The sequence below is a fragment of the Stenotrophomonas maltophilia group sp. RNC7 genome (genome assembly GCF_030910085.1).
GTDB lineage: Bacteria > Pseudomonadota > Gammaproteobacteria > Xanthomonadales > Xanthomonadaceae > Stenotrophomonas > Stenotrophomonas sepilia.
This window is the reverse complement of sequence record NZ_JAVFVN010000809.1, coordinates 14,028-28,467: the sequence shown is the minus strand read 5'-3', so window position 1 is coordinate 28,467 and position 14,440 is coordinate 14,028. Positions and strand designations below refer to the sequence as shown.

The window sequence follows — 14,440 nt, the reverse complement described above, 5'->3', positions numbered from 1 at the left end:
TCGATTGCATCGAGGGCGAATCACGTTGAAGACGCTCAAGGGTCCAGCGCTGTTCCTGGCGCAGTTCATCGGCGACACAGCTCCTTTTGATCGGCTGGATACGCTGGCCGGGTGGGCCGCGGGTCTGGGCTATTCTGGCGTACAAGTTCCCACCTCCGCGCCCCACCTGTTCGATCTGGCCGAGGCGGCACGCAGCCAGGCGTACTGCGACGATGTTGCCGGCATGCTGGCCGGGCACGGTCTGCAGATCACCGAACTGTCGACTCATCTGCAGGGGCAACTGGTCGCGGTCCATCCCGCCTACGACAGCCTGTTCGACGGATTCGCACCCGTAGACGTGCGCGGCAACCCGCCCGCGCGCCAGGCCTGGGCCGTGGAGCAGCTGCGGCTCGCCGCGCAGGCGAGCCAGCGCCTCGGGCTGAGCGCGCACGCCACGTTCTCCGGTGCGCTGGCCTGGCCCTACTTCTATCCGTGGCCGCAGCGCCCGCCGGGCCTGGTGGAAGAAGCCTTCGCCGAACTCGGCCGCCGCTGGCGCCCGATCCTGGATGTGTTCGATGCCTGCGGCGTGGACCTGTGCTTCGAGATCCACCCGGGCGAGGACCTGCATGACGGTGCGACCTTCGAGCGCTTCCTCGATGAGGTCGACCATCATCTCCGCGCGAAGATCCTGTACGACCCCAGCCACCTGCTGCTGCAGCAGATGGATTACCTCGGTTTCATCGACCGTTACCACGCCCGCATCGGCATCTTCCACGTCAAGGACGCGGAGTATCGCCCCAGCGCGCGCAGTGGCGTGTATGGCGGCTACCAGGACTGGATCGATCGTCCGGGCCGGTTCCGCTCACCCGGTGACGGCCAGATCGACTTCAAGGCGATCTTCTCGAAGTTCGCCCAGTACGACTTCCCCGGCTGGGCGGTGCTGGAGTGGGAGTGCTGCCTGAAACACCCGGAGGACGGCGCGCGCGAGGGTGCCGCCTTCATCCGCGATCACATCATCCATGTAACCGAACGCGCCTTCGACGACTTTGCCGGGAGCGCCACGGACGCTGGATCACTGCGCCGCATGCTGGGAATCTGAGCCAAGACCGCCCCGGGAGGGCAAGCCATGACGCACGCCATGTCGCGCCTGGGCGCGATGATGTTTCTGCAGTTCTTCATCTGGGGGGCGTGGTTCGTCACCCTGGGCACCTACCTGGTACAGGGCCCGCTGCAGGCCAGCGCAAGCCAGGTGGCAACGGCGTTTCTCAGCCAGTCCATCGGTGCCATCGTGGCACCGTTCCTGGTCGGCCTGATCGCAGACCGCTATTTCGCGGCGCAGCGCATCCTGGCGGTACTGCACCTGGCCGGCGCGGTGCTGATGTGGCTGGCGTCCACCGCCACCAGCTTCAGCGTGTTTTCCGCGTGCGTCATGGGCTATATGCTGCTGTTCATGCCGACGCTGGCACTGGCCAACAGCGTGGCGATGCGGCACATGCAATCGCCGGAGAAGCAGTTCCCGCTGGTACGCGTGGCCGGCAGCGTCGGCTGGATCGTCGCAGGGGTGCTGATCGGCTGGCTGGGCTGGGAACAGGCGCATCGGCTTGAACTGACCTTCCGGATGGCGGCGGCGGCATCGCTGGTGCTGGGCCTGTATGCGTTCACCCTGCCGCACACGCCGCCACTGGCACAGCAGCGCGATGCCGGGCTGGGGCAGATCCTGGGACTGGATTCGTTGCGGCTGCTGAAGTCGCGCGCCTACCTGGTGTTCTTCCTGGCCTCCATCGCCATCTGCATCCCGTTGTCGTTCTACTACAACTTCACCAATCCGTATCTCAACGACCTGGGCGTGCAGGGCGCGGCCGGCCTGCAGTCGCTGGGCCAGGTGTCCGAAGTGCTGCTGATGCTGGCCATGCCGTTCCTGTTCGTGCGGCTGGGGGTGAAGACCATGCTGGCGGTCGGCATGGCGGCCTGGGTCGTGCGCTACGCGCTGTTCGCCTTCGGCGATGCGGGCAGTGGCTTCTCCCTGCTTGTGATCGGCATCGTACTGCATGGCATCTGCTACGACTTCTTCTTCGTCACCGGCCAGATCTACACCGATGCCCACGCCGGCCCCGCCGCGCGCAGCAGCGCGCAGGGCTTCATCACCCTGGCCACCTATGGCGTGGGCATGCTGATCGGCACCTTCCTGTCCGGCGCGGTAGTGGAGCACTTCACCACTGCAGCGGGCCCGGACTGGCAGCAGATCTGGTTGTTCCCGGCCGGCGTGGCACTGGTAGTGCTGATCGCCTTCCTGCTGCTGTTCCGCGACCGCCCGGTAGCGGCGGCCGCGTCGTCCACACCCTGAGGAGACCGGCCGATGCCCCCGCTTGGAATCGCCATCGTTGGTACCGGCATGATCGGCGCGGTGCATCGCCGCGCGGCACTGCTGGCGGGCGCCGAGGTGCGCGGCGTGGCCGCCTCGTCGCCGCAGCGCGCGCGCGAGGTGGCGCACGCGTGGAATGTCCCGCGCGCCTATCGCGATATCGAGGACGTCGTCGCTGATCCCCAGGTACAGGTCGTGCACATCTGCACGCCCAACCACCTGCACCGCGCGATGGCGCAGGCCGCACTGGACGCCGGCAAGCACGTGATCTGCGAGAAACCGTTGGCGACGACGCTGGACGATGCGCAGGCGCTGGCGGCGCTGGCCGCCTCGACCGGATTGGTCGCCACCGTCCCCTTCGTCTACCGCTACCACCCGGTGGTCCGCGAGGCACGTGCACGCATCGCGCAGGGCGACCTGGGGCCACTGCACCTGATCCATGGCAGCTACCTGCAGGACTGGCTGCTGGACCCGGCCAGCAACAACTGGCGGGTTGACCCGGCACTGGGTGGCACATCGCGCGTGTTCGCTGACATCGGGTCGCACTGGTGCGACCTGGTTGAATGGGTCAGCGGCGAGTGCTTCGCCGAAGTGAACGCGGCGTTTGCCACGGTGATCCCCGAGCGCAGCGCAACCACCTCCCAGAGTTTCAGCACGCCGGCGACAGACGGCGCAAAGCAAGCGGTCGAGAGCGAGGACGTGGCCGCAGCGATGTTCAGGACCGGCGCGGGCACGCTGGCGTCATTGACGGTCAGCCAGGTCTCGGCCGGACGCCACAACCGGCTCTGGTTCGAGATCGACGGCGCCAACGCCAGCGTGGCGTTCAACCAGGAGGATGCCGAGCGGCTGTGGATCGGCCTGCCCGAGCAGCGCGAGGAAATCTTCGTGCGCGGCCCGGGCGCCGGCAGTGCCGAACAACGCCGGTTGTCGCCGCTGCCAGCGGGGCACGCGCAGGGCTACGGGCAGTGCTTCGAAGCGTTCGTGGCCGACACCTATCGCGCCATTGAAGGCGAGCGGCCGCAGGGCCTGCCCACCTTCGAAGACGGCCTGCGCTCGGCGCGGATCGTCGATCGTGTCATTGCATCGGCCAGGTCACGCACCTGGACCGCCATCGGTTGAATCCCGGGAGGACCTGTTGATGAACATCCCTGTCCGTAGAACTGCAATCCTCGTCCTGCTGCTCGCCGCCCTGCCCGCCTTCGCAGGAAACACAGCCGGTGCGCAGAAGCCCATCGCCGTGCAGATGTACACGCTGCGCAACGCCGGCCCGCTCGACCAGCAGCTGAAGATCGTCCACGACGCGGGCGTGCGTGCGGTGGAGACCGTCGGTACGCAGAATGCAAGCGCTGCGGAACTGAAACAGTTGCTGGACCGTTACTCGATCAAAGCGGTTTCGTCGCACGTTCAGCTGGCCGAGCTGCGCGACAACCTGGATGCCGTGGTGGCCTTCAACCGCTCGATTGGCAACAGCACGCTGGTGGTGCCCTACCTGGACCAGAAGGACCGTCCGCGCGATGCCGCCGGCTGGACCGCATTGGGCCGGGAGCTGGGCCGGATTGCCAGGCAGGTGCGTGGCAAGGGGATGCAGCTGGCCTACCACAACCACGACTTCGAGCTGGTCGACTTCAATGGCAGGACCGGACTGGAGCTGCTGTTCGACGCCGCCGGCCCCGAGCTGCAGACCGAACTGGACCTGGCCTGGGTCGCGCGCGCGGGCCTGGACCCGGCCGTGATGCTTGGCAAGTTCCGCGGCCACATGTTTGCGGTACACGCCAAGGACAATGCGCCCAAGGGCCAGGCCGAAGACGAAGGTGGATTCGCTGCGGTCGGCCAGGGCGTGCTGGACTGGGACGCGATCCTGCCGGCCGCCGCCACCGCTGGCGTGCAGTGGTACATCGTCGAACACGACCAGCCACGCGACCCGGCCAAGGTCATCCAGGCCGGCGCAGACTACCTGCGTGAACACCTGACCACCAACCCGCCCACCCGTGCCCACCGCTGACGCATCAAGGAGCCCCACATGAAAATGATCCTGGCAGTGGCCGTGGCCCTGGGCGGCATGAACGTTGCGACGGCAGCGTGGGCCAAGGACGACCCGGCCGCCGGCGCGAAACTCTACGCCCAGCACTGCACCGCCTGCCACGGTGCTGAACGCACCGGTGTACCGCCGACGTTCCCGGCGCTCACCGATGTCGGCAAGCGGCTGCAGCCCGCCCAGGTCAAGGACAGGATCAGGAAGGGCGGCGGTCTGATGCCCCCCTTCCCGCAGCTGTCACAGCAGGAGATCGATGACATCGCCAGCTACCTGGCGAAGTAGCGGGTGGGCGCTACAGCTCGCGCACCCAGATGTTGCGGTAGCTGACCCTGGAGTCATGTTCCTGCAGATACAGCGGCGCGCACCCATGCGGTGCGTACGAAGGCGCACCGATGTATTCGGTCCTGCCCGCCAGCACGGTGTCGTCCTGTACCAGCACGCCGTTGTGCAGCACGGTGATCCGTGCGGGCGACGTCAGGCCGCCGCCCGGCGAGAAGCGCGGGGCCTTCCAGAGGATGTCGTAGACCTGCCACTGGCCCGGTGCGCGCGAGGCGTTCACCCGTGGCATGGCCTGCTTGTAGATCGAACCCGCCTGGCCATTGGCGTAGGTCGGGTTGTGGTAGCTGTCGAGTACCTGCAACTCATAGAGTCCCTGCAGGAAGATCCCGCTGTTGCCCCGGTTCTGGCCGTCGAAGCCCTTCGTTTCGGTGGGCGTACGCCATTCGACATGCAGCTGGACATCGCAGAAGGGTTGCCGGGTACGGATGCCCTTGCTGCCCGGAACAACCGTCATGGCGCCTCCGGCAACCTTCCAGGGCACGCGGCCACCCTGCTCCGATTCCCACGCGGAGAGATCCTTGCCATCGAACAGCACGATCGCATCGGACGGTGCCTTGCCGGGTGGCGTTGCCACGGTCGCGGGCACAGGGGTCCACACTTCCGTCTTCTTCGGGTCACGCACAGCGTCGGCACTGTCCTGTGCGAACGCAGATGCAGCGGCCAGCAGGCCGGCGGTGATCAACGCAGGGCGGATCATCAGGTTGGTGTCCATCAGCTGGTCCCCCAGGCAGGTGTGCCGGGGACATAGGCGAGGTCACCGTCGTAGCGCCCCGGCACGGCGACGTACTGCAGCACCCCGGTCGCACCGACCTTGGAGGTGAAGAAGCCGAAGATGGCCAGCTGCTTGATCATCGTGAAGTAATGCGGCATGGCTTCGCCCTCTTCGGGCGTTCCGGTCTCGGTCACGTCTGCATTGCGCGCCTTGGCTTCGGCATCCAGTGTACGCAGCAATCCGGTGCGCGCCTCCGGCGTGAGCGACACGAAGCGGCCACCGGCGCGCTTGTCGATGTCCGCCAGCCCGGCGCGGAACACCGCCTGCTGCCTGGCGGTGTAGCAGTCGCTGACGAACGTCGCCATGAACGCACCGGCGCCCGCGTCTTTCGCCCCGGGTGTCCGGGTCCGCGGCAGGATGGTCTCGGCAATCTCGTCCAGCGTGCCGATATCGGCATCGGAGAACGGAACCATCGCCCCGGCCGCTGGCGCTTTGCCTTGCACCAGCGCAGGCAGGCCGACCATGGCCGCACCGGTGGCGGCGACGATCATCTTCAGCAGTTCGCGGCGATCCATCACAGGTTCCCCGCTTTCAGTTCGCGCACGGCGTGGTCGGCCGCGCGCGCGGTCAGCGCCATGTAGGTCAACGAAGGATTCACGCAGGCGCTGGAGGTCATGCAGGCACCATCAGTCACATAGACGTTGGGTGCATCCCATACCTGGTTGTGCTGGTTCAATACCGAGCTCTTCCGATCACGTCCCATGCGCGCGGTCCCCATCTCGTGGATGCCCTTGCCCGGGGCATAGTCGTTGTCGTGCATCTTCACGTCCTTGACGCCGGCCGCCTCCAGCATCTCGGCGGCATCGGCGGCCATGTCCTTGCGCATGGCCAGTTCGTTGGCGCGCATGGCGACGTCCATCGCCAGCACCGGCAGCCCCCACTTGTCCTTGTGGTCGTGGTCCAGGCGGATCGTATTGTCGTGGTGCGGCAGCATTTCACCGAATCCGGTCATGCCGATGCGCCAGTCACCGGGCACGGTCAGCGCCTCCTTCAGGTCGGCACCGATGTTCAGCTCGGCGATCTCGCGCGACCAGCCGGTGCGGCTGGCACCGCCCTGGTAGCCGAAGCCGCGCAGATAGCCACGCTTGTCGGCGGCGACATTGCGGAACCGCGGAATGTAGAAGCCGCAGGGACGGCGGCCGAAGTAGTACTTGTCTTCGTAGCCCTCGACCCGGCCCGAGGCGCCCGCACCGAAATGATGGTCCATCACGTTGTGCCCCAGCTCGCCCGACGAAGAACCCAGCCCCCCCTCCCAGACATCGGTGGCCGAGTTCATCAGCAGCCAGGTCGAGTTGAAGGACGATGCGTTGAGGAAGATGACCTTGGCCGTGTACTGGTAGGTCTGCCCGGTCTCGGCGTCGATCACCTCCACGCCACGCGCGCGCTTGCGATCCTTGTCGTAGAGCACTTCCTTGACGATCGAGAACGGCCGCAGGGTCAGGTTGCCGGTCTTCATCGCCGCCGGCAACGTTGCCGCCTGAGTCGAGAAGTAGGCACCGAAGGGGCAGCCAAGGATGCACTTGTTGCGGTACTGGCAGTTGACGCGCCCCTGCTCGGGCATCGGCTGGGTGATGTTGGCGGTGCGCGAGTGGATCATATGGCGCGTTCCGCCGAAGGCCTTCTTGATACGCGCGGCCACATCCTTTTCGACGATGTTCAACGGGATCGGCGGCAGGAACTCACCATCCGGCAGCACGTCCAGTCCCTCGCGCGTGCCGGCGATGCCGGCGAACTTTTCCACATGGTCGTACCACGGCGCGATGTCGGCATAGCGGATCGGCCAATCGGTGGCGATGCCCTCCTTGAGGTTCGCCTCGAAATCCAGGTCGGAGAAGCGGTAGCTCTGACGGCCCCACAACAGCGAACGGCCACCGACGTGGTAGCCGCGGAACCAGTCGAAACGCTTGGTTTCGATGTAGGGTGAGTCCTGCTCGTTGGCCCACATTCCTTCCAGGTTCTCGGCGAGGCCGTAGTCGCGCATCAGCACCGGAAAAGCGGCCTTCATCGCCTGCGTCGGCCGGTTGCGATGCGGGAAGTCCCACGCTTCCTTCATCGCATTGACGTAGTCCTTGACGTGCTCGATGTTGCGCCCGCGTTCCAGCATCAGGACCTTCAGGCCCTTCTCGGTCAGCTCCTTCGCTGCCCAGCCGCCACTGATTCCCGAGCCAACAACAATGGCGTCGTAGTGATTATCTGCCATGGGTCTCTCACCTGGGTGGATATCGTTTCAGACGTCGCAGAGGCGGATCGCCTCGCGCAATGAAGCAACGGGATCGGGCGCGGCAGGCATGAACTCCTGCGCCAGATACCCCTTGAAACCGGTGTCGCGGATCGCGCGGCAGATGGCCGGATAGTTGAGCTCCTGCTGGTCTCCGATCTCGTTCCGGCCGGGCACGCCTGCGGTGTGGTAGTGCTTGAAACAGGCATGGTGTTTTCCGATGGTGGCGATGATGTCGCCCTCCATGATCTGCATGTGGTAGATGTCGTAGAGCAGGCCGAAATTGTCCGAGCCGAGCCGCTGGCACAGCTCCACGCCCCATGCGGAGTGGTCGCACAGGTAGTCGCGATGATCGACCCTGGAGTTCAGCAGTTCCATCACCAGCACGACGCCGCGCTTCTCGGCATGCCCGAGGATGCGCTTGAGGCCGGCTTCGGCATTGGCCAAGCCGTCGTGGGGGTCCATGCCATTGCGGTTGCCGGAGAAGCAGATGAGATGTCGGTAACCGGCATCGGCCACCAGATCGATGTGCCGCGTGTAGCGCTCTACCAGCTGGTCATGGAACTCGCGGCCGGCGAAACCCTTGGTCAGGCCCAGCTCCGCGCCGTTGCACATCGAGCTGTAGACGCCGTGGGCCTTCAGCGTGGGCCAGTCTTCGGGACCGACCAGGTCGATCGCGGCGAAACCGATGTCCTTCACCGTCGCGCAGAGCTGGGCAACCGACAGCTGCGGGAAGGTCCAACGGGCGACGGAGTGCTTCAAGGTGCCTTTGAGGGGGGCATCGGCCGCGAATGCAGGGAGCACACCTGCAGCCCCCAGGCCAATGCCGCCGGCAACCGCAAGGCGTAGCGCGTCGCGTCGCGTGATGCCCATCGCCGGGGCCGGTCTGATCGAATGGATGGACATCCATCTGCCGGCCTCCCAACCGACATCAAGCACTGAGGATTCACTGCAATGCAATCGATTGCACCATAGGGGAGGAATTTGTGTGTTTGCAAGTCGCAGTGCACGAAAATCAATGCTGCGAGGCACAACTCCGCAGCCGACCTGGCAAACAAAAGCCCCGCGTGAGCGAGGCTTTCCTTCTGGCGGTGGGAGCAGGACGACGCCTGTTGGCTACAGCGTCGAAATCGTGCCGCCGTCGATCCGATACTCCGTTCCGGCAATCGACGCCGACCGGGGAGACGCCAGGAACACAATCAGATCGGCCACCTCCTGCGGTGCCGCGGGCCGTCCCACCGGGATCCCGCCGAGCCAGTCCATGACCAGCCTCTTGCCACCTTCATAATCGGTTCCCGCTTCTGCCGCGATCCGCTCTGCAAATTCCCGGGATGCTTCTGTCTCGATCCAGCCCGGCGCTACGCTCAACACCCGCACGCCCTTGGGGGTGACCTCTCGTGAAAGCGACTTGCTGTAGGTCGTGAGTGCCGCTTTGGCGGCGGCATACGCGGTGGTGGACTCCGGCAGAGGCAGCATGCGCTGGATCGAACTGACGTGGATGATCACGCCAGCGCGCTGCGCGAGCATGGATGGCAGCAAGGCACGATCCAGACGCACCGCCGGCATCAGATTCAGGTTCAGCTCGGCAAGCCAGTGCGCATCACTGATCGCTGCGAAGCCGCCGCCAGGTGTCTTTGATCCCCCCAGCACATTGACCAGGATGTCTGCGCCGCCCCATGCCTGCAGCACGGCGTGGGCGAAAATGCCGGTGCCCTCGGCCGTCGACAGATCGGCGGCTACGTAGGCGACTCCTTCCACCGGGCGTGCCGGCAGGCTGCGCGCCGACGTCATCACCCTGGCCCCGGCCTCGGCGAGGGTCCTGACCACGGCCGCCCCCACACCGGCCGTGCCTCCGGTCACCACGGCCCGCAGGCCACCGAGTTGAAGATCGAAGCTCATGCGGTGATCTCCAGCGATGCGATCAGGCCCCGTTCCAGTTCGAAACGGTAGCTCAGCAGAATCGGACTGCTGGGGAAGTTGCCGCTCACGATGGCACGGACAACGTGGTGTTTCCCCTGCCGTTCGATGGCGCTCGGCACGCTGGTGGCGCTGTATTTGGCCGATGCCTCGGCCAGGAAGGCTTTGATGGCGTCGACGCCGACGAGGGTGTGCCCGTCGTCCTTCAGCACAGCCTGGGCGGCAAAACAACGCGCCAGCACTTCGGGGTCATGTTCGGCCGCGAAGTACGCGGCGATGGGTTCCGGGAGAGTCAACGCATTCATTCCTGGCTCCTGCAGTGGTGAGGCGCTCAGGATGTGCACGCAGGTCGGTTAAGTGAATGCCCTATAATCCGAATGGGTTATGTCACGAATCTTACATAATGCGCGGATCCGAGTTCGCTGAACTGAAGGCCTTCGTGGCGGTAGTGGAACGTCAGAGCTTCGCGCGGGCGGCGGAACATCTGGGGGTATCGCCCTCGGCCCTGAGCCAGACCATCCGTCAACTGGAAGGCCGTCTCGGCACCCGCCTTCTGAATCGCACAACACGAAGCGTGGCACCCTCGGCAAGTGGCGGACGACTGTACGCGCGCATCGCGCCGCTGTTCCAGGAGTTGGCGGTAGCGGTCGCTGAAACCAGCGAAGCGAGCGGACGGATCAACGGGACCCTGCGAATCAATACGCTGGGCATCGCCGCGAGAACACTGATTGCCCCGCGGCTTGCCCGCTTCCACCAGGCCTACCCTGATGTCGTTGTCGACATCGTGGTCGACGACGCGCTCAGCGACATCGTCAGTGGCCGGTTTGATGCGGGCATCCGCGTGGGTGGTCAGCTCGAGAAGGACATGGTGGCCATCCGCCTCACCCCGGACCTGAACATGGTGGCCGTGGCGTCACCGGATTACCTGGCACGCCGCGGAACACCGCGAATTCCGGCGGACCTGCAGGATCACGCCTGCATCAACTGGCGGCTGCAGAGTGACGGCAGGCAGTACCGATGGGAGTTCAAGAAGCGAGGCCGCCACCTGGAGGTCGCCGTGGACGGTCCTGTCGTCACCAATCACGCTGACGTCGGGATTGCAGCGGCACTGGCCGGCCTCGGAATCGCCTATCACTTCGAGCAGGATCGCGTGGGGGAACTGCTGGCCCAGGGATTGCTGGTGCGGGTACTGGCGGATTGGTCGGTCTCGCGCCCCGGGCTTTTTCTTTACTACCCGAACAGGCGGCACCGCCCCGCCCTGCTGGGTGCGTTCATTGATTGCCTGCTGGACCAGGGCGTGTTCGGTAATCGGTGACAACATCGAGGAACGTCCGCATCGGCCGCCGCCGGACAACAGGATCCCGGCAGTGCCTCAAGAACGACAAGGGCCCCAGGCAGGCATGCCAGGAGCCCTTGTCGGGATGCACCGAAGATGCGCTTAGAACGGAATATCGTCGTCAGCGAAGTCGTCCATCGGCGGCGCCTGCTGCGGCTGCGGACGCTGGTTGCCTCCCTGGTTGCCGTAACCGCCGCCCTGGTTGCCGCCCTGGTTGCCATAGCCACCGCCCTGGCCACCACGCTGGCCGCCGCCACCGCCGCCGTACTCCTGGCGCGGCGCCTGCTGGCGCTGCGGACGATCGCCGCCGTAGTTGCCGCCACCGCCGCCGCCGCCTTCACCGCGGCCGCCCAGCATCTGCATTTCATCGGCGATGATATCGGTGGAGTACTTCTCCACGCCGTCCTGGCCGGTGTACTTGTCGTAACGCAGGCTGCCTTCGACGTAGACCGAGCTGCCCTTGCGCAGGTACTCGCCGGCGATCTCGCCGAGCTTGCCGAAGAACACCACGCGGTGCCATTCGGTGCGCTCCTGCTGGTTGCCATCCTTGTCCTTGCGGACGCTGGTGGTGGCCAGGCTGATGCGGGTGATCGCCATGCCGCCCTGGGTGTACTTCACGTCCGGGTCGTTGCCGAGATTGCCGACCAGGATGACTTTGTTGATGCCGCGCGCCATAGGTACCTTCGTCCGTTGTCCAGGGGCAGACCGCCAGTGATAGCACAGCCCCGGGCGGGGTGCAGTACGCTGGGCCGCCCCTGGTGAAATTTGGGGGAATGCGAGAACGACGCATCTTACCATTGCCGCCGCCGTCCGCCCGGTCAGGAGACCCCGACCGCCCCGAAGGATCAGGCTGATTTCCTTGTCCGGCAATGACTTACCTGCGCCCCGACCGACGTTCAGAGGGGCATTCGCGTCGGCGCATGGCATCATGCCCGGGCACCTTCCATCTGCCCGCTCCGCCCGCCCATGACGATCAAAGGCAAAGCCACCTCCCTCGACATCGCCCACCTGGCCGGGGTCTCCCAGCCGACCGTGTCGCGGGCCCTGCGCGGCAGCCCGATGGTCAACGCCGAGACCCGCGAGCGCATCCTGCGCATCGCCCGCGAGCTGAACTACAAGGTCGACAAGAACGCCTCCAGCCTGCGCCTGCGCAATGCCGGCACGCTGGCCCTGCTGTTCTTCGAGGACCCGACCAACGACGACTCGTTGATCAACCCGTTCTTCCATTCGATGCTGGGCTCGATCACCCGCGCCTGCGCCCTGCACGGGCAGGACCTGCTGGTGTCGTTCCCGCAGCTGTCCACCGACTGGCAGGCCGATTACGAAGACAGCAACAAGGCCGACGGCATCATCCTGCTCGGCTACGGCGACTACCACGAATCGCGCGACCGCCTGCAGCGGCTGGTCGAACAGGGCACGCACTTCGTGCGCTGGGGCGCCGCCCTGCCTGGCCAGCCCGGTGTCTCGATCGGCAGCGACAACTTCCAGGGCGGGCATGACATCACCACCCATCTGCTGCTGCAGGGCTGCCGCCGCATCGCCTTCCTCGGCCATGCCTCCAGCCACTACCCCGAATTCCAGGAGCGCTACCGCGGCCACGTCGCGGCCCTGCAGGAACATGGCCTGGCCGCCGAACCGCCGCTGCAGCACGACGCCATCACCACCGAAGCCTCTGGCCAGCAGGCCTGCCAGGCGCTGCTGGCGCGCGCTGAACCGGTCGATGCGATCTGCGCGGCCAGCGACCTGATCGCCATCGGCGCGATCCGCGCCCTGCGCGAGGCCGGGCTGCGGGTACCGCAGGACGTGGCGGTGACCGGCTTCGACGATATCCCGTTGGCCGCTTCGGTATCCCCGGCGCTGACCACGGTGCAGCAGGACACCAAGCAGGCCGGCCAGCTGCTGGTGGAGCGCCTGCTGACGCTGATCGGCCGGCAGCCGGTGGAGAGCCAGAGCATCCCGGTGAAGCTGGTGGTAAGAGAGTCTTCGGTCCGCGATTGAGGCCCCCCTGCGCGGAGCGGTCAGCCGCCAAGTGCGGCCGCGCCACTCGGGCGGCCTCACCGTCGGCGATCACACGTTGCCGGCCAGGCAATGGAAGCGGATCTCCGGCGATGTACTCACGGGCTCACCGCGGACTGCGCGGCGGCGACGGCCGGGGCCCCAGCACCGCCAGCAGCACGTAGACCACGATCGAGGCGACGGTACCGAGTGCTGCCGTCACCCCGAATGCCCAGGCCGAACGGCCCTGCCCGCGTGCCCACTGCCCCAGATGCCAGGCGGCGCCCAGGTTGATCAACCAGGCAATGACAAACACCGGCCATTGCACCATGCCTACCGCGCGTAGCACGGGCATGGACACCAGCGCGGCGACGATGGCAGCGATCAGGAAGATCAGGGCCGAGCGGGAATGGTGTGCTGTGGAAACGCTCATGCGACCAACCTGCGCACCATCAACAGCACGCGATAGCTGCGGTTGTCGGCTTCCTGCAGCGGCTTCCAGCCTAGCCGAGCGTACAGGCCGCCATCCAGCGCTTCGGTCTGTAGATACAACTCGGAAACCCCCATCCGCACCGCCTGCGCCGTTGCCTGCTCCACCAGCGCACCAGCCAGCCCACGCCCGCGATGGCTGTCGGCCACGAACACGCTGCCCAGCCAATGTTCGTACTGCGGGAATGCCTGCATCTCCCTGCGCTTGAGCTGCACGGCACCGACCAACTGGTCTCCATCGAAGGCGGCGATCAGGTGCGGGAAACCTTCGGCGTCCTGCGGCGGATTGAGCCGCTGCAGTTCCTGTTCCAGTGTCAGGCCGGCGTCCTGGCCCCATTGTGCGTGGTACCACTCGGCCAGTTGCTGCCGTTCCGGTGCGCCAGCGGGTAATACCCTGAATTCCATGGCAATGCCTTGATCCCGATATTGCCCAAGAGGATCACGGACCGCGCTCGAAGGGAAGCCTTCTGTAGAGTCGCGCCGTGCTCGACTGATCCGGCATGGCGCGAACGGCAGCCGAGCATGGGCTCGGCTCTACATGACAATCAACCCTGGGCGAAGTCCTTCAGGATCTCGCCGACGCCGCTGGGCGAGATCTCGAAGCCCAGCGGGGTGCCGGGGTTGATCACCACGCCGTAGCCGCCGGGCACGCGGCGCAGCACGTCCAGCATCAGCCAGCGGATCTGGTGTTCGGCCTGCTGGCTGTAGATGCCCACCCGCGATGGATCGGTGAACACGGCCACGTGCAGCGTGCCCTGCTTGTCGAACAGCAGCGGGTCGAAACCGCTGCCATCGGGGGTCACCAGGCTGCCGGTCTGCAGCACCACCTCGGAGGCGACGAAGGCTTCCATGAAGGCGCGGATCGGCACCTCCCCATCCATCGCCGCCTTCAGCAGGGTTTCGATCGGGGTCTGCGGAGCGAGGTCGGTCATGGCGATACGGCGGGGAGATAGGGGCTCGTATTGTAGAGCCGAGCCCACGCTCGGCTGCCCCTATCT

Annotated in this window: 17 protein-coding genes; 7 read left to right on the top strand and 10 right to left on the bottom strand. The window is 66.0% G+C overall.

Going from position 1 to position 14,440, the window contains the following annotated elements; genetic code table 11:
* Window positions 1-25: 25 nt before the first annotated feature.
* From RCF13_RS19520 to RCF13_RS19500, 5 genes are read left to right on the top strand one after another with little or no spacing between them, the layout of a single operon-like run.
* Window positions 26-1,078, top strand: a complete 1,053-nt coding sequence (locus tag RCF13_RS19520) for a sugar phosphate isomerase/epimerase family protein (RefSeq protein WP_134968074.1) — start codon at window positions 26-28, stop codon at window positions 1,076-1,078.
* 27 nt (window positions 1,079-1,105) lie between these two features.
* Window positions 1,106-2,323 carry a nucleoside permease gene (locus RCF13_RS19515; protein ID WP_134968073.1) on the top strand — a complete coding sequence of 406 codons (1,218 nt, stop codon included), beginning with the start codon at window positions 1,106-1,108 and terminating at the stop codon, window positions 2,321-2,323.
* Between the two features lie 12 nt (window positions 2,324-2,335).
* On the top strand, window positions 2,336-3,460 hold the full coding sequence (locus RCF13_RS19510; protein ID WP_231352599.1) for a Gfo/Idh/MocA family oxidoreductase: 1,125 nt from the start codon (window positions 2,336-2,338) through the stop codon (window positions 3,458-3,460).
* A gap of 19 nt (window positions 3,461-3,479) precedes the next feature.
* Entirely contained in the window at window positions 3,480-4,343 is an 864-nt protein-coding gene (locus tag RCF13_RS19505; RefSeq protein ID WP_154350381.1) for a sugar phosphate isomerase/epimerase, read from the top strand.
* Window positions 4,344-4,361: 18 nt separating this feature from the next.
* Window positions 4,362-4,658 carry a cytochrome c gene (locus RCF13_RS19500; RefSeq protein WP_005415640.1) on the top strand — a complete coding sequence of 99 codons (297 nt, stop codon included), beginning with the start codon at window positions 4,362-4,364 and terminating at the stop codon, window positions 4,656-4,658.
* A 10-nt stretch (window positions 4,659-4,668) separates the two neighbouring features.
* On the opposite strand, the gene RCF13_RS19495 is transcribed toward RCF13_RS19500, so the two are convergent.
* From RCF13_RS19495 to RCF13_RS19470, 6 genes are all read right to left on the bottom strand, one after another.
* Entirely contained in the window at window positions 4,669-5,427 is a 759-nt protein-coding gene (locus RCF13_RS19495) for a DUF1080 domain-containing protein (RefSeq protein WP_061479188.1), read from the bottom strand.
* Entirely contained in the window at window positions 5,427-6,002 is a 576-nt protein-coding gene (locus RCF13_RS19490) for a gluconate 2-dehydrogenase subunit 3 family protein (protein WP_134969200.1), read from the bottom strand. The genes RCF13_RS19495 and RCF13_RS19490 overlap by 1 nt, the downstream gene beginning before the upstream one ends.
* Window positions 6,002-7,687: a GMC family oxidoreductase gene (locus tag RCF13_RS19485; protein WP_134969201.1), complete on the bottom strand. Its 1,686-nt coding sequence runs from the start codon at window positions 7,685-7,687 to the stop codon at window positions 6,002-6,004. Before RCF13_RS19485 ends, RCF13_RS19490 begins: the two co-directional genes overlap by 1 nt.
* Window positions 7,688-7,714: 27 nt before the next feature.
* Window positions 7,715-8,611, bottom strand: a complete 897-nt coding sequence (locus RCF13_RS19480) for a TIM barrel protein (protein WP_181357916.1) — start codon at window positions 8,609-8,611, stop codon at window positions 7,715-7,717.
* Window positions 8,612-8,821: 210 nt separating this feature from the next.
* A complete protein-coding gene (locus RCF13_RS19475; RefSeq protein WP_061479191.1) occupies window positions 8,822-9,604 on the bottom strand; it encodes an SDR family oxidoreductase in 783 nt (260 codons plus the stop codon).
* The gene (locus RCF13_RS19470; protein WP_061479192.1) at window positions 9,601-9,927 is read right to left on the bottom strand and encodes a nuclear transport factor 2 family protein; all 327 of its coding nucleotides are present in this window, start codon (window positions 9,925-9,927) and stop codon (window positions 9,601-9,603) included. Before RCF13_RS19470 ends, RCF13_RS19475 begins: the two co-directional genes overlap by 4 nt.
* A gap of 98 nt (window positions 9,928-10,025) precedes the next feature.
* On the opposite strand from RCF13_RS19470, the gene RCF13_RS19465 reads away from it, so the two are divergent.
* Window positions 10,026-10,937, top strand: a complete 912-nt coding sequence (locus tag RCF13_RS19465) for a LysR family transcriptional regulator (protein ID WP_061479193.1) — start codon at window positions 10,026-10,028, stop codon at window positions 10,935-10,937.
* A gap of 123 nt (window positions 10,938-11,060) precedes the next feature.
* On the opposite strand, the gene RCF13_RS19460 is transcribed toward RCF13_RS19465, so the two are convergent.
* Complete coding sequence (locus RCF13_RS19460) at window positions 11,061-11,633, bottom strand: single-stranded DNA-binding protein (RefSeq protein WP_043034165.1); 573 nt, start codon at window positions 11,631-11,633, stop codon at window positions 11,061-11,063.
* 291 nt (window positions 11,634-11,924) lie between these two features.
* Between RCF13_RS19460 and RCF13_RS19455 the strand changes: the two genes are divergently transcribed.
* Window positions 11,925-12,956 (top strand): LacI family DNA-binding transcriptional regulator, encoded by a 1,032-nt coding sequence (locus tag RCF13_RS19455; protein WP_308141472.1) that lies wholly within the window; start codon window positions 11,925-11,927, stop codon window positions 12,954-12,956.
* A gap of 124 nt (window positions 12,957-13,080) precedes the next feature.
* Here the strand turns inward: RCF13_RS19455 and RCF13_RS19450 are convergent, their stop codons facing one another.
* The 3 genes from RCF13_RS19450 to RCF13_RS19440 all read right to left on the bottom strand — a co-directional run bounded on the left by RCF13_RS19450 (window position 13,081) and on the right by RCF13_RS19440 (window position 14,374).
* Window positions 13,081-13,386, bottom strand: coding sequence for a hypothetical protein (locus RCF13_RS19450; RefSeq protein WP_061479195.1), 306 nt, complete (start codon window positions 13,384-13,386; stop codon window positions 13,081-13,083).
* Window positions 13,383-13,847 (bottom strand): GNAT family N-acetyltransferase, encoded by a 465-nt coding sequence (locus tag RCF13_RS19445; protein ID WP_134969282.1) that lies wholly within the window; start codon window positions 13,845-13,847, stop codon window positions 13,383-13,385. The genes RCF13_RS19450 and RCF13_RS19445 overlap by 4 nt, the downstream gene beginning before the upstream one ends.
* A gap of 140 nt (window positions 13,848-13,987) precedes the next feature.
* Entirely contained in the window at window positions 13,988-14,374 is a 387-nt protein-coding gene (locus RCF13_RS19440) for an SseB family protein (protein WP_134969281.1), read from the bottom strand.
* Window positions 14,375-14,440 lie beyond the last annotated feature (66 nt).

What these genes read in the sequence shown, in the direction of transcription:
- RCF13_RS19510 (WP_231352599.1), top strand. Translation starts at nt 2,336, where the DNA reads ATGCCCCCGCTTGGAATCGCCATCGTTGGTACCGGCATGATCGGCGCG.
- RCF13_RS19455 (WP_308141472.1), top strand. Translation starts at nt 11,925, where the DNA reads ATGACGATCAAAGGCAAAGCCACCTCCCTCGACATCGCCCACCTGGCC.
- RCF13_RS19485 (WP_134969201.1), bottom strand. Translation starts at nt 7,687, where the DNA reads ATGGCAGATAATCACTACGACGCCATTGTTGTTGGCTCGGGAATCAGT.
- RCF13_RS19515 (WP_134968073.1), top strand. Translation starts at nt 1,106, where the DNA reads ATGACGCACGCCATGTCGCGCCTGGGCGCGATGATGTTTCTGCAGTTC.
- RCF13_RS19475 (WP_061479191.1), bottom strand. Translation starts at nt 9,604, where the DNA reads ATGAGCTTCGATCTTCAACTCGGTGGCCTGCGGGCCGTGGTGACCGGA.
- RCF13_RS19465 (WP_061479193.1), top strand. Translation starts at nt 10,026, where the DNA reads ATGCGCGGATCCGAGTTCGCTGAACTGAAGGCCTTCGTGGCGGTAGTG.
- RCF13_RS19480 (WP_181357916.1), bottom strand. Translation starts at nt 8,611, where the DNA reads ATGTCCATCCATTCGATCAGACCGGCCCCGGCGATGGGCATCACGCGA.
- RCF13_RS19500 (WP_005415640.1), top strand. Translation starts at nt 4,362, where the DNA reads ATGAAAATGATCCTGGCAGTGGCCGTGGCCCTGGGCGGCATGAACGTT.
- RCF13_RS19460 (WP_043034165.1), bottom strand. Translation starts at nt 11,633, where the DNA reads ATGGCGCGCGGCATCAACAAAGTCATCCTGGTCGGCAATCTCGGCAAC.
- RCF13_RS19490 (WP_134969200.1), bottom strand. Translation starts at nt 6,002, where the DNA reads ATGGATCGCCGCGAACTGCTGAAGATGATCGTCGCCGCCACCGGTGCG.
- RCF13_RS19450 (WP_061479195.1), bottom strand. Translation starts at nt 13,386, where the DNA reads ATGAGCGTTTCCACAGCACACCATTCCCGCTCGGCCCTGATCTTCCTG.
- RCF13_RS19505 (WP_154350381.1), top strand. Translation starts at nt 3,480, where the DNA reads ATGAACATCCCTGTCCGTAGAACTGCAATCCTCGTCCTGCTGCTCGCC.
- RCF13_RS19495 (WP_061479188.1), bottom strand. Translation starts at nt 5,427, where the DNA reads ATGGACACCAACCTGATGATCCGCCCTGCGTTGATCACCGCCGGCCTG.
- RCF13_RS19470 (WP_061479192.1), bottom strand. Translation starts at nt 9,927, where the DNA reads ATGAATGCGTTGACTCTCCCGGAACCCATCGCCGCGTACTTCGCGGCC.
- RCF13_RS19440 (WP_134969281.1), bottom strand. Translation starts at nt 14,374, where the DNA reads ATGACCGACCTCGCTCCGCAGACCCCGATCGAAACCCTGCTGAAGGCG.
- RCF13_RS19445 (WP_134969282.1), bottom strand. Translation starts at nt 13,847, where the DNA reads ATGGAATTCAGGGTATTACCCGCTGGCGCACCGGAACGGCAGCAACTG.